This window comes from Actinomadura sp. 9N407 (assembly GCF_044326315.1).
In the GTDB taxonomy this organism is placed as follows: domain Bacteria; phylum Actinomycetota; class Actinomycetes; order Streptosporangiales; family Streptosporangiaceae; genus Spirillospora.
In genome coordinates this window covers 150,741-163,940 of sequence record NZ_JBIRAW010000003.1, presented here as the reverse complement: position 1 = coordinate 163,940, position 13,200 = coordinate 150,741, and the positions used below count along the sequence as shown (strand labels likewise).

12 protein-coding genes are annotated in these 13,200 nt (G+C 69.6%); 3 read left to right on the top strand and 9 right to left on the bottom strand.

What is annotated here, in order from left to right; all coding sequences use genetic code 11:
- Positions 1-57: 57 nt before the first annotated feature.
- The 4 genes from ACH34Q_RS06220 to ACH34Q_RS06205 all read right to left on the bottom strand — a co-directional run bounded on the left by ACH34Q_RS06220 (position 58) and on the right by ACH34Q_RS06205 (position 4,829).
- A complete protein-coding gene (locus ACH34Q_RS06220) occupies positions 58-1,710 on the bottom strand; it encodes a tannase/feruloyl esterase family alpha/beta hydrolase (protein WP_395981779.1) in 1,653 nt (550 codons plus the stop codon).
- A gap of 38 nt (positions 1,711-1,748) precedes the next feature.
- Positions 1,749-3,143 carry an MFS transporter gene (locus ACH34Q_RS06215; RefSeq protein WP_395981778.1) on the bottom strand — a complete coding sequence of 465 codons (1,395 nt, stop codon included), beginning with the start codon at positions 3,141-3,143 and terminating at the stop codon, positions 1,749-1,751.
- Positions 3,144-3,420: 277 nt separating this feature from the next.
- Complete coding sequence (locus ACH34Q_RS06210) at positions 3,421-4,062, bottom strand: 3-oxoacid CoA-transferase subunit B (RefSeq protein ID WP_395981777.1); 642 nt, start codon at positions 4,060-4,062, stop codon at positions 3,421-3,423.
- On the bottom strand, positions 4,062-4,829 hold the full coding sequence (locus ACH34Q_RS06205) for a CoA transferase subunit A (protein WP_395981776.1): 768 nt from the start codon (positions 4,827-4,829) through the stop codon (positions 4,062-4,064). The genes ACH34Q_RS06210 and ACH34Q_RS06205 overlap by 1 nt, the downstream gene beginning before the upstream one ends.
- Positions 4,830-5,276: 447 nt before the next feature.
- Between ACH34Q_RS06205 and ACH34Q_RS06200 the strand changes: the two genes are divergently transcribed.
- Both ACH34Q_RS06200 and ACH34Q_RS06195 read left to right on the top strand, forming a co-directional pair.
- Entirely contained in the window at positions 5,277-6,212 is a 936-nt protein-coding gene (locus ACH34Q_RS06200) for a 3-hydroxyacyl-CoA dehydrogenase family protein (protein WP_395981775.1), read from the top strand.
- A gap of 139 nt (positions 6,213-6,351) precedes the next feature.
- Positions 6,352-8,235: a helix-turn-helix domain-containing protein gene (locus tag ACH34Q_RS06195; RefSeq protein ID WP_395981774.1), complete on the top strand. Its 1,884-nt coding sequence runs from the start codon at positions 6,352-6,354 to the stop codon at positions 8,233-8,235.
- On the opposite strand, the gene ACH34Q_RS06190 is transcribed toward ACH34Q_RS06195, so the two are convergent.
- From ACH34Q_RS06190 to ACH34Q_RS06180, 3 genes are all read right to left on the bottom strand, one after another.
- Complete coding sequence (locus ACH34Q_RS06190) at positions 8,210-8,602, bottom strand: MFS transporter (protein ID WP_395982069.1); 393 nt, start codon at positions 8,600-8,602, stop codon at positions 8,210-8,212. The two genes, ACH34Q_RS06195 and ACH34Q_RS06190, sit on opposite strands and share 26 nt — an antisense overlap.
- 6 nt (positions 8,603-8,608) lie before the next feature.
- Positions 8,609-8,836 (bottom strand): hypothetical protein, encoded by a 228-nt coding sequence (locus ACH34Q_RS06185; protein ID WP_395981773.1) that lies wholly within the window; start codon positions 8,834-8,836, stop codon positions 8,609-8,611.
- A gap of 79 nt (positions 8,837-8,915) precedes the next feature.
- A complete protein-coding gene (locus tag ACH34Q_RS06180; RefSeq protein ID WP_395981772.1) occupies positions 8,916-9,911 on the bottom strand; it encodes an esterase/lipase family protein in 996 nt (331 codons plus the stop codon).
- A gap of 321 nt (positions 9,912-10,232) precedes the next feature.
- Here ACH34Q_RS06180 and ACH34Q_RS06175 point away from each other — a divergent pair, with 321 nt between their 5' ends.
- A complete protein-coding gene (locus tag ACH34Q_RS06175) occupies positions 10,233-11,183 on the top strand; it encodes a DUF5829 family protein (protein ID WP_395981771.1) in 951 nt (316 codons plus the stop codon).
- A gap of 152 nt (positions 11,184-11,335) precedes the next feature.
- Here the strand turns inward: ACH34Q_RS06175 and ACH34Q_RS06170 are convergent, their stop codons facing one another.
- Together ACH34Q_RS06170 and ACH34Q_RS06165 are read right to left on the bottom strand one after the other, a co-directional pair.
- A complete protein-coding gene (locus ACH34Q_RS06170) occupies positions 11,336-12,622 on the bottom strand; it encodes a glutaminase (RefSeq protein WP_395981770.1) in 1,287 nt (428 codons plus the stop codon).
- Positions 12,623-12,782: 160 nt separating this feature from the next.
- Positions 12,783-13,175, bottom strand: a complete 393-nt coding sequence (locus ACH34Q_RS06165) for a GNAT family N-acetyltransferase (RefSeq protein ID WP_395981769.1) — start codon at positions 13,173-13,175, stop codon at positions 12,783-12,785.
- Positions 13,176-13,200: the final 25 nt, after the last annotated feature.

Genomic DNA, 13,200 nt, shown 5'->3' with positions numbered 1-13,200 from the left:
GGCCGACCCGGAGCTACGCCACCGCCACCGGGCCCGCTGCGAAGCAGGCGGCGTGGGTCAGAACCGTGCACAGGCGAAGCTTCCGGCGTCGTTGGGGTCGCCCGAGCCCTTGTAGCGGGGCCAGTAGGGGTATTCGCACAGTGGTCGGGTGCGTCCCGCGGCGGCCGGGTTGTTGTCCTTGACGGTGGGACGTTGCGGAGCGGCGGAGTTCTCGACCCATCCCTCCAGGGCGGTGAGCGAGTCCCACCCGGCGGCGAAGGCCGCTTCGATGTTGACGTGGTTGGCTCCGGGCACGGTGTAGAACCGGGCGAACCGCGCCGTCGCCGCTGCTCCCATGGTCGCGCGGACCCGGGCGAAGTACTGCGCGGTGGATCGGTGGCTGACCAGTTCGTCGGCCAGGCCGTGGACGATCAGCAGACGGCCGCCGCCGGCGGCGAAGCGGCGCAGGTCGGGGTCGTTGACGTCCTGCAGAGCCGACAGCCCGCTGATGCGGTCGCGCCACTTGCCGGGCCGGCGGGGATCGATCGCCAGCGAGTCGTATGCGGGGTCCCTGGTGACGGCGTAGCGGATCCACTGGTCCCAGAACTGGACGCCGTAGCCGCTGGCCTTGGGCATGGGGTGGGCCGGGGCCGTGGTACCCATGCCCAGCAGCGGCGTGGTCATGGCCGCGCCCGACAGGAACGGGAAGCCGGGATACCCGGTCTCGCCGCTGGCGATCCGGTAGGGCAGCCGCAGCGGTGCCGACAGCTTTCGGACGGCGCGGATCTGCCGGTCGGTCAGGCAGGTGCCGTCCTGGGAGTGGCCGGTGGCGCAGCGCAGGACGCGGGGGTCGAAGCGGCAGCCCCGCTCATTGGAGACGACCCCGTCGCGCAGGCCGTCGCGGCTGTCGCAGGCGTCGACCACGCGCTGGTGCAGGAGCTCCTGCTCGGCCGGTCCGGGGAAGGCTCCCGGCTGCGACAGGATCTGAGCCTGGTACCCGAAGAACAGGTCCAGGGCAGCGGCGTTCCAGGCGGGGTAGACCGCGATGACCCCGTCGAAGTCGCGTGGCCAGCGCTGCGCCACCGCGAGTGCCTCGCGTCCTCCTGAGGAGCCGCCGGCGAAGTAGCTGTGGGTGGGCTTGGCCCCGGCGTACCTTTTGCCGATGAGGTAGGCCGCCGCGTCGCGTGTCTTTTTGAGCGCATCGCCTGCGAAGTTGCGCAGCGCCTCGTCGTTGGTCGCGAACGAGCCGTCCAGCGTGGTGGTCGGCTGGAAGTCGGGTGCCGCCTGGTGCCCGGAGTCGCTGGCAAAAGTGGCATAGCCGCGTCCCAGCGGGGTGGGCTGGTCGGCCGGGCCGTAGGGGACGTTGCCGGCGATGTTGGGGATGGTGCCGTCGTATCCGCCGCCGCCGAACATCATGGTCTTGCCGTTCCAGGCCGTGGGCAGGGCGACCCTCATCAGGATGTCGGGCGCGGCCGGGTCCACCGGCCGCAGGGCCGCGTCCACCCGGCAGTGCTCGCCTACGGCCGAAGCGCCCTGCCCGGACGCAGGGACCAGCGTCGCCTGGCGAACCTGCCCGCCGCCGGTCGCGAGACCGAGCGCCGATGCCGGGATGGTCACTCCCGCCAGCTCGGTGCAGTTCTGGGCAGGTGCCGGAGCCGCTTGGGCGGGGACGGCCGTCAGGCCGGCCAGCGCGATGGCACCTGTTGCGAGCAGGGCCTTGTGTGGGTTCATGACGGCCTTTCTGGACGGGGTGCTCGCGGGGCGGGGCGTCATGAGCCGGGGACCGGCTGCTTGGCGGGCACCGCAGGGGTTCGGTCGCCGGTCACCGGACGGGACAGGTCACGGCCGCGCGTCTCCTTGATCACCGCGACGGTGAGGGTGGTGAGGGCCGCGGCCAGGCACACGTACACGGCGATGGGGATGGCGGAGTCGAAGTCCTTGAGGAGCTGGACGGCGATGATCGGGGCCATCGCCCCGGCGATGATGGAGGCGAGCTGGGAGCCCATGGAGGCGCCGGTGTAGCGCACGCGGGTGTCGAACATTTCGGAGATGAAAGCGGCCTGGGGGCCGTACATCGCGCCGTGCAGCAGCAGGCCGACCGTGACGGCCAGGGTGATGATGGGGAAGGACCTGGTGTCCACCAGCGCGAAGAACGCGAACGCCCAGACCGCCATGCCGGTCGAGCCGATCAGGGTGACCGGGCGGCGGCCGATCCGGTCCGACAGCGCGCCCCACAGCGGGATGGTGACGAAGTGGATCGCCGAGCCGATCAGCACGGCGTTCAGCGCGGTGCCCTTGCTCAACTCCAGGTGCGTGGTGACATAGACCAGCAGGAACGAGGTGAGGATGTAGTAGGAGACGTTCTCCCCGAACCGGGTGCCGATGGCTCCCAGAACCTGCCGCCGGCTTGTGCGGAACACCTGGAGGACCGGTGCCGACTCCTTGCCGGCCTCGCCGAGGGCCTCGGCGCGGGCGTCGGCGCGGGCCTTGGCCTCCAGGAACACCGGCGATTCCGAGACCGACACCCGAATCCACAGCCCGATGATCACCAGGACGCCCGACAGCAGGAACGGCACGCGCCAGCCCCAGGCCAGGAACGCCTCGTCGGACTGCACGGCCGCCAGCAGCGCCAGCACGCCGGTGGCCAGCAGGTTCCCGCCGGGTGCGCCGGCCTGTGGCCAGGACGCCCAGAAGCCGCGCCGCTCGGCGCCGCCGTGCTCGGAGACGATCAGCACCGCGCCGCCCCACTCACCGCCCAGCGCGAACCCCTGGACCAGACGCAGGACGGTGAGCAGTACCGGGGCCGCGATCCCGATGGTGGCGTGAGTGGGCAGCAGCCCCATGGCGAACGTCGCCCCGCCCATCATCATCAGGCTGATCACCAGCAGTTTCTTGCGGCCGATCTTGTCGCCGAAGTGGCCGAACACCACGCCGCCCAGCGGCCGGGCCAGGAAGCCGACCGCGTAGGTGACGAACGCGATCAGGGTCCCGACCAGCGGGTCGCCGGTGGGGAAGAACAACGTGTTGAACACCAGCGCGGCGGCGCTGCCGTAGAGGAAGAAGTCGTACCACTCGACGGTGGTGCCGATCAGGGAGGCGCCGACGATGCGGCCGATGCCCCCTGAACGGGCCGGTCGTGGTGCGGAGTCGGTGGCGTCGGTCATGGGATCGCTGCTCTCTGGGTTGCGGGAGGTGGTCGGATGGCGCCGGCGGGCGCGAGTGGAGGCTCGTCCGAAGGGCGCCTTTGTGGTGACCTGCGCCACAGGCGGCTGTGACAGGGAACGCTAAGTTCCGCGTGGATCAGTGGGGTACGTGAACGAATCCCACATTTCGGCAGTCAGGCGGTGCTCGGTGCACACCGCTGTTCGGCCGAGTCCTGGCCAGGGTTCGGCGTGGTCAGGGGTTGCCGACGGGCCACAGCGTCTCGGGGGACGGGGAGCGTCAGGCGCGCTCGGGAACGAGGACCGGTGCGCCGGTCGCGGCCCTGACGTCGTCCCAGGTGACATCAGGGGCGGTCTGGACGAGCCGCAGGCCGCCGGGCGTGATGTCCAGGACGCACAGGTCGGTGATGATCCGCTGCACGCAGCCGATGCCGGTGAGCGGCAGGGTGCACTCGGTGACGATCTTGGGGCTGCCGTCCCGGGCGTTGTGCTCGGTCAGGGCCAGCACGCGGCGCGCGCCGTGGACCAGGTCCATCGCGCCGCCCATGCCCTTGACCATCTTGCCGGGGATCACCCAGTTGGCCAGGTCGCCGCGCGCCGACACCTGCATCGCGCCGAGGATCGCGGTGTCGATGTGGCCGCCGCGGATCATGCCGAACGACAGGGCCGAGTCGAAGAAGCAGGCGCCCGGCAGGACGGTGACGGTCTCCTTGCCCGCGTTGATCAGGTCGGGGTCGACGGCGTCGGCGGCCGGGTAAGGGCCGGTGCCCAGGATGCCGTTCTCCGAATGCAGGACGATGCGCACGTCCGCCGGGAGGTGGTCGGGAACCAGCGTGGGCAGTCCGATGCCGAGGTTGACGTAGCTGCCGTCGGTGAGCTCGGCGGCGGCACGGGCGGCCATCTGGTCGCGGTTCCAGGGCATCAGGACGGGGTCCTCTCGGTGACCGTGCGGCGTTCGACGGCCTTGCCGGCGGCCTGTTCGGGGGTCAGCGCGACGACGCGTTGCACGAACACGCCGGGCAGGTGGACCTGGTCGGGGTCCAATTCCCCCGGCTCGCAGAGTTCCTCGACCTCGGCGATGGTGAGGTGGCCGGTCATCGCTGCCAGCGGGTTGAAGTTGGCGGCCGTACGGCGGAAGACCAGGTTGCCGAACCGGTCGCCGCGGGCGGCGTGCACCAGGGCGAAGTCACAGGTGATCGCCTCTTCGAGGACGTGCTCGCGGCCCTTGAAAAGGCGGATCTCCCGAGGCGGGGAGGCCACGGCGACCCCACCGCGGGCGTCATGGCGCCAGGGCAGGCCGCCGCCGGCGATCTGAGTACCGACACCGGCGGGCGTGTAGAAGGCGGGGATCCCCATCCCGCCGGCGCGCAGCCGCTCGGCGAGCGTGCCCTGGGGGATCAGCTCCACCTCCAGCTCACCGGCCAGATACTGGCGGGCGAACTCCTTGTTCTCGCCCACGTAGGAGGCGGTGACGCGGGCGACGCGGCCCGAGGCCAGCAGGATGCCCAGGCCCCGTCCGTCCACGCCGCAGTTGTTGGAGACCAGTCGCAGTTCACCGGCGCCCTGGTGGTGTACGGCACGGATGAGCGTTTCGGGAATGCCGCACAGCCCGAACCCGCCCACCGCCAAAGAAGCGTGGTTCCCGATATCGGCGACCGCTTCAGCGGCGCTCGCGATCACTTTGTCCATACGGGTTTCTCCATGTTCCGGCTGCTCGGAGGATAGGCGGGCACTGGGCGTCCATTCAGGGCCAAGGCGTGAGCCCTATGCTCTGGACGAGCGTGTCGCTGAAATGGCGATCACGACGCCGACCATTAGAAAGCCTCTCTCTCGAAGCCATCTATGGTGCGTGTCCCCATAATTCGACGGTTGGATCAGCGCCTGTCCACACCGCTGAAGGAGTTTTCCCGTCCAAGGTCGTCGCCCTGCTCGCCGTAAGCGCAGATCCTTCCCCGTGGGGCGGGAAGAGGTCACACTCCGCAGGAACGGCAGTGTGAACGAACCACATTGAACCGGGTTCGCCGCCGACCTAACGTGTGATTCCCGGGGGAGCCATAAGCTGCGGTCCCGGCCGCGAAAGTGCGGCGGGCCGGCGAACGGGCTCCAGTATCGGCCAATGGGAATGGGGCATGATCCATGACTCGGTTCGGCATCGTAGGCGGCGGCCTCATGGGCCACGGAATCGCCGTGGCATTGGCGAAGGCCGGCCATAGTGCCGCCGTCTATGACGTGGATCCCCAGACCATGGCCACCTTCCATCACCGCGTCGGTCCAGCGCTGGCTCAGTGCGGGGTCCCCGGTTCCCAGGCCGGGCCGATCGGCGCCCGCATCACGACGGTGCAAGCGCTCCACGACATCGTTCGGGACGTGGACGTACTCGTGGAGGCGGTGCCCGAGCGGCTGGAGGACAAGCATCAGGTGATGGCCACGCTGGAGGCCGTCGCCGCGCCCGAGACGCCGATCTGGACCAACACCTCGGTCCTGTCGATCACGCAGGTGGCCGAGGGGATGGCGCACCCCGAACGGCTGGCGGGCGTGCACTGGTGGAACCCGCCCTATCTCGTTCCCCTGGTCGAGGTCGCCCCAGGTGCCCGCACCGACCCGCGTGTCCTTGATGAGGCCTGCGACCTGTTGAGCGCGATGGGCAAGACCACCGTGCGGCTGCGGCGTGATGTTCCCGGTTTCGTCGGCAACCGCCTGCAGTTCGCGCTGGTGCGCGAGGCGCTGTCCCTGCTCGACCAGGGCGTGTGCGACCCGGCGACCATCGACACCGTCATGCGGTCAAGCCTGGGACTGCGCTGGTCGGCCGTGGGGCCGATGGAGAACGCCGACTACATCGGCCTGGCCTTGACCCGCGACATCCTCGGCAACCTGGCGCCCCATCTGTCGACGGAGAAAGAAGTGTTCCCCGGCCTCGACAAGCCGCTGAGCGAAGACCGCCATGGGCGCGCCTCCGGAGCGGGGCTGCTGCCCTGGCCGTCCGGACGCGAGACCGAGGTCGCGGAACGTCTCGGCGCGGGCATCCGCCGCAACCTCGCGGACCTGAGAACGGTGCCGAACCGAGAATGGTGACGTCGGACTCCACCTGTCGTGCAGTTCGCCGGCCCGCGATCGGAAAGCCGGGCCGGCGGGGGTGCGCGATGTCGAACAGCCGTCATAGTGAAAGTCGCTACACCACCAAAAGACTCGGCTTCGCGATGAGGTGACGACGGTGGTCCCAGAAGAATCCTTCCTTCGGCTGCTGGTCGAGAACGCCGATGCCGACGCGTTCGACGCGCTGGTCGAGCGGGCACGGGCAGGCGGTGTCCCTGCTGCGGGGCTGGCCCGCCTGGAGCGGGAGCGGGCCGTGGCGATGCGGCTGCGCGAGACCCTGGCCCGGCATCGCCGCAACGAGGCCGAACTCCAGTTGCTCAACGACACCGCCAACGACCTGGCCTCCATGCGCGATCTGGACTCGATCCTGCAGGCGATCTCCGACCGCGCCCGCCGCCTGCTGGACTGCGACCTGGCCTACATCAGTCTCAGCGACCGCGACCGGGGGGACTGCTACATCAAGGCGGCCTCGGGCAACATCTCCGGTCTGCTCCACGAACTCCGGCTCCCGCAGGGCAGCGGGGTGGGCGGCCTGGTCGCCCGTACCGGCGAGCCCTACAGCGTGCCCTCCTACCTGAAGGACGAGTCGATCGTCCGCACCCCGGAGATCGACCGCACCGTGGTCGCCGAGCGCATCGACTCCCTGGTAGGAGTGCCCCTGAAGATCAAGCAGGAGGTCATCGGTGTGCTGATGGCCGCGCACCGGGGCACGCGGGCCTTCACCGCCCACGACATCAGCGCCCTGGCGATGCTCGGCGCCCACGCGGCGGTCGCGATCGAGAACGCGCGGCTGCTGACCGCGATGCGCTCGGCGGTCGAGGACCTGCGGGTCGCCAACACCACCATCGGCTCCCATATCAAGGACCTGGAACGCGCCGCCGACGTCCACGAACGGCTCACCAAACTGGTGCTGCAGGGCAAGGGCGTCGACGACGTCGCCCAAGCCACCACCGACGTGCTGCCCGGCGAGGTGGTCATCGTCAACGAACACGGCGGAGTGATCACCGCCACCGGCGCCATCACCGCACCCTCCGCCCAGGAACTGGCCGACGTCGGCGCCCGAGCCCGCGCATCGGGCCACACCCTGGTCCACGACGGGCTGTGCGCCGTCCCGATGATCACCGAATCCGAAGACCTGGGCGCGCTGGTCCTGCTCGGCGAGACGCCCATCGCCGACACCGACCGCCGCATCCTGGAACGCGCCGCCCTGGCGGCCTCACTGGTGCTGGTGACGCGCCGGCGCGTCGCCGAGGCGCAGGCCCGGGTCGGCGGTGAGCTACTGGCCGAGCTGCTGGCCACCGAACCCCACGACCTGGACCTGCTCCAGCACCGCGCCCGGCTTCTGGGCGTGGACCTGGACGCCTGCCACACCATGGTCGTCGCCCAGACCGACGGAACCTTCCACGAGGGCCTCCACAACCTGATCGCGACGCTGGCGCGCCGCCAGCGCGGCCTGGCCACCCACCATCAAGGGGCGGTGGTTCTGCTGCTGCCCGGCGACGACGCGGCCGCCGTCGCCCGCGCCGCCATGCGCGAGCTGGCCCGTGCCTGCCGTCATCCGGTCACCGCCGGCACGGCGCAGGCCACGCACGTCCCCCAGATCGCGGCCGCCTACGAGGAGGCCGCCCGGTGTATGCGGACGCTCCTGGCGCTGGGACGCGCCGGTGAGGTCGCCGACGCCCGCGACCTGGGGTTCGTCGGCACCCTGTTCAACGGCCGGCCCGACATCGCCTCCCTCGTTCGCACCACGATCGGCCCTGTCATGGACTACGACCGCCGCCACGGCTCGGACCTGGTGCGCACCCTGGAGGTGTTCTGCTCCACCAACCAGAACACCCGGAACACCGCCCAGGCGCTCCACCTGCACGCCAACACCGTCACCCAACGCCTGAGCCGCATCACCCAGCTGCTCGGCGACACCTGGCGGCAAGCCGACCGCCTGCTGGAGGTCCAGGTCGCGCTGCGCCTGCTCAAGGTCAGCCATCAGGAAACCGTGCAGTGACCACGGCACAAAGCCGGTGCACCCCGTTCCTACGCCGAGGTCGCATCGTCAATGGCAGTCTCACAGCGACGCCTACGGCGCAGCCTTCAGAGCAGCGAGCTCGGGCGGACAAGGCGCCGGCGAAGACGGATGCCAGGTGCGTGCCGACCGAGGCTCCCGAGTAGCGCACGGTGGTGTCGAACAGCTCTGCGATGAAGGCGGCCTGTGGCCCGTACATGGCGCCGTGCAGCAGCAGCCCCACGGTGACCGTCGTGGTGATGGCGATGGGATTTCTGGTGTCGAGCAGGGCGAAGAAGGCGAAGGCCCATCCCGTCATACCCACTGAGCCGATCAGGGTGACCGGTTTGCGGCTGCTGCGGTCCGACAGGGCGACCTAGGCGGGAATGGCGACGAAGTGGACCGCCGAGCCGATCAGGACCGCGATCAGCGCGATGCTCTGGGGCAGGTGCAGGTGGGTGGTGATGTAGGCCCCGGCCTGCGGCCAGGACGCCCAGAACCCGCGGTGCCGGTCCCCGCCGAGCTCGGAGACGATCAGCACCGCGCCGCCACACTCGCCGCCCAGGTGGCGGTCATGCCCATGGTCAAAGGTCCGGAAGGCCACTGCACGCGTTCCTGGCGCGCTGGCCGGCGGAGCTGCGGCCGGGCCGAAGAGGGCTGTCACCCGGCCCGGCCGCGCCCGGCTACGTGCAGGTGTTGTCGATCACGTAGTGGTTCGCCGACTGCTGGCGCAGCTTGGTGGTGATGTAGGCCGAGTTGACGCCCATGTACTGGCTGGAGCCATTGGCGTAGGTCTGTCCCCACAAGACATGAGCGCGACCAGCCTGCACATGGCTGGTGTTGCCGGCGACGAAGCAGGTGCCCGAGACCGGCGGGGTGGTGGGCGGAGTGGTCGGCGGGGAGGTGTCCTCGTGCTCGACGATGAACCTGCGCATCTCCGCCAGGGCGGTGGCGTCCCTGATGATCGAGAAGTGGGTGGGCGCCATGGGACCGGACATCAGGTGGTTCAGGTGGGCGCCCTCCAGCTTGGCGGTGTCGTAGGGGGCGGCGTTGATGTCGTTGACCGACCGCAGGGTCATGTAGGCGATCTTGTCGCTGTGGGGCACCTCGGTACCGGAGTTGAGCTCACGCAGGAACGGGGTGGTGGCCGAGGCGAACTGCTGGCACGACACGTAGAACTGGCAGCCGTTGTTGGTGGTGCCGTGCTGGGGGCCGGCGAACCCGATGTACTGCGACACCTTGTCGCCGCCGTCCAGGTTCTTGATGTAGTAACGCGCTGCCAGCGTGGACGCCGACCAGGTGGCCAGCACGACCCGGGAGGCGCCGGTCTGGGAACGGACCTGGTCGACCCTGGCCGACAGTTCCCTGGCGGCCGCGGCCAGGTCCTGGGTCATCTTGCTGCTGTCGGTCCAGGTGAACAGGCGATCGGCGGGCCAGCCGCTGGACTGCAGGTCACCCTTCATCGTGTCCATCGACGAGGTGTTGCCGGTCATGCCCGGAATCATGATGACCGGGTCGTGCACGGGTGCGGCGCTGGCCGGGACGGACGGGACCATCAGGGCGGTGACGGCGGCCAGCGTGGCCGCGATGACCGCCAGTGCGGCGGCCAGGAGGCCACGGCGGGCGCCTCCGGTCCTTCCAGGTGCCTGCGGCACCTCGGCGGGGGTGGGGTGCAACATCGAAAACTCCTATCCGTCGATGCCTCCATGAGGAAAACGACTCATGCGGCTCGGCAGGGCGGACGGAAGGTCAGGGGTGGGACCGAGCTGGTTCAAAATTAGAAACCTCGTGTTCACGGCCGCTATGGGAACCGATCCCACTGTTTTCGCCCGGGAATGTGCACCGTTTCGGTCCGTGGCCCACATACGGCGGTTTCAGCACCGGACCTGGGTCGCCCCCCGCAGCGATGACGAAGACGAATGGGTGCCGGCCAGGGCAGTGGTCCATGTGCGGGTGGACGACATATACAGTCCTGTGTTCCCCGTTCTACGATCGTTCGCATGCCGATTCCTCGGACGTTGCGGATGATCACGTTGCTGGCCGCGGCCGTCACGGTCACCCTTGCCGGAGTGGCCGATGGTGGCGCGAGGACGGCTCGCGCAGAAGAAGGGCGGCCGCCGTCCGGTCGGCAGCTGTTGTTCTACAACCATGCCTACGGAGTGCTCGACCGGGAGACCGCCGATGCCATCGAACACTCCGGCTACCTGCGGGAATTCGCCAACTTCCAGGTGCGCACCACGACCGGCTCCGGCGGGGAGACCTGGACCGGTCGCTACCTGCTGGGCCGCGAGACCTACCTCGAACTGTTCGGAGTCGGTGATCTGCCCGGCAAGGACGGCACCTTCGGCTCCGCCGGGATGGGGATCTCCACCGAGCGTGCCGCTGACCTGGCGACGGTGCTCCAGCGGCTGCGGGATCAGGGCATCACCGATCCGGTCGAATTCCGTCAAACGCGTGATTTCGGCGATGGCGTCCCGGTGCCGTGGTTCGACGCGGTGTTCACCACCGCCCAGTACGACACGTTCGGTGCCTGGGGCATGGAATACCTGCCTGAATACTTCGCCGACCCGCGCAGCGGCACCGAGCCGGCCGATCACCCCGGCGACGTCGGCCGGGAGCGTTACCTGTCCGACGACTACCGAGACCGCCTGATGCGTGACGTGACCGGCATCCACCTCGCGGTCACCGACCGCGACCTGGCCAACACGGTTCCGTTGCTGCGGGCCGGCGGGTTCGCCGTCCGCCCCGTTCCAGGCGGCGGTGTTGTCGCGCTCCGTGGCGGCACCATGATGCGATTCGACGCCGTTCCACGCGACCAGGTAGGCCTGCGGCGGGTCGACCTGTCGCTCAACCGGCCCGTTCAGTACCGGCACAAGGAGCAGTTGGGCCAGTCGACCCTCATCGTCGGCCCGGGCACCCGCGCAGTGTGGACCTTCAAGGACGCCGAGTAAGGCACTTGCCGCCGCCGCTCCCATCGTTTCCCCCCCCAAGGGCGATGACCACGACGACCAAGGCGGCGTGGGAGCCGGCAGGACAGGGTCGGCCGGCGCGGAGTGGCGACCGTGCAGCGAGGTAGGGCGGACGCGGACGCGTGTGCGGCCGGTCATCCTCCACGGCAGTGCACGAACTCCTCCACCGTGCGGACGGTGACGACCCGGCCACCGTCGCCGGGGTCGGGATCGGGCACCACCGCTTCCGGGTCGACCAGATACACCTCATGGCCGTCGAGGGTGAGCCGCCGCACGACCTCCAGCAGCATTCTGCGGGCCACATCGTCGATGGAGTGGACGTGTGTGAGGTCCAGAGCCACACCGGGCTCATCGGGCGCGATGGACACGATTTCGCGCACGAGCCGCTCTGCGGCGGCGAAGCGGATCGCGCCTTGGAGCTCCACGACCCTCCCCGCGGCTGCCCCCGTACCCACTACGCGTGTACCGCGTACGACCGCGCGTGCCGGTGCCGGAACCTCCATCAGATGCAGCCCCATGTCGGAGGAGAAGCGTTCGAAGAGCGAGACCCCGCGGACACTGTTTCCGTGTGAGTCGAGCCGTGGGGAGAACGTGGCTATACCGACCTGCCCCGGAAGGGCCCCGATCAGCCCTCCGGCCACACCGCTCTTCGCCGGGATGCCCACTTGGGTCGCCCAGTCTCCGGCGGCGTCGTACATCCCGCAGGTGGACATCACGCTCAGGACCTGTCGCACCACCGGGCCCGGCACCACTCGCTGCCCGGTGACCGGGTGGACGCCGTTGTTGGCCAAGGTCGCCGCCATCACGGCGAGGTCGCGCACGGTGACCAGGACAGAGCACTGCCGGGTGTAGCCCTCGACCACTGTCGCGGGGTCCTCGGTGAGGATGTCGTGGGTTCGGAGCATGTGCGCGATCGCGAGGTTGCGATGGGCGTGTGCCATCTCCGAGGTGTACACCGACTCATCGGTCTCCAGGCTGCGCCCGGCGAATGCGGACAGCCCTTCGATCATCCGTTGCAGCCGGACGCCGGTCCCCATCTGCTCGGTACCGACGAGGGAGTGCGTGGCGATCGCGCCCGCGTTGATCATCGGGTTGAGCGGGCGGCCGGTCCCCGGTTCCAGGGAGATCTCGTTGAAGGCCTCTCCCGATGGTTCGACCCCGATCTTGTCCAGCACGGTGTCGAAACCGCGGTCCGCCAGCGCGAGCGCGTAGGCGAACGGCTTGGAGATCGATTGGATGCTGAACGCCTGATCGACGTCGCCGGCGGCGTAGACCGCGCCGTCCACCATTGCGAAGGCCACACCCAGTCGCTCCGGGTCGGCTGCCGCGAGCTCGGGGATGTAGTCCGCGGTCGCGCCGGATCTGTCGGGTTCGACGGCCCCGCACACCTCAGCGAGATAGTCAGGTATCGGTGATCGCATACCGCGCTCCTCGGGATCAGGACCTGACGACGCGTGAGCGGCCGCCGCCGTGGCGGCCGTCCCTCCGCGCGTCACGGTCCGATGTCGGCGAACTGAGAGGCCGAGGCTGAGCAGCCTCGGCGATGAGGCGGGTCCTTGTCGATGGAGGGACGCCGCGCGCTCATGCCCCGCCCTTGACCGCCTGCTTGACGGTGGTGAGGTCGGCCGGCCTCGGCCGGCGGAACCTTCCGCCTTCGGCCGTGTAGTCCTCGCCGTGCTTGGCCAGGTGCTTGCTGAAGAGCGGGCACACGGGCACGACGGTGAGGCCCTTGCGGATGCTGTCGGCCAGCGCCTCGCGGACGAGGAGTCCCGCCAGGCCACGGCCGCCGAACTCCTCGGCGATCTCGGTGTGGAAGAAGATGCGCTCGCCGCCGGCCTCCGGCGGGTCGAGGAAGTCCGCACGGCCGGCGACGGTCCCGTCGTCCAGGCTCACGGTGTAGGCGCTGATGGCGCGTGTCTCGTCGAGCGCGATATGTACGGGGGCGCCGGTTCTGTCGGTCCGTTGCTCGGTCACTTCGGGTACCTCTCTGTGGGGATGG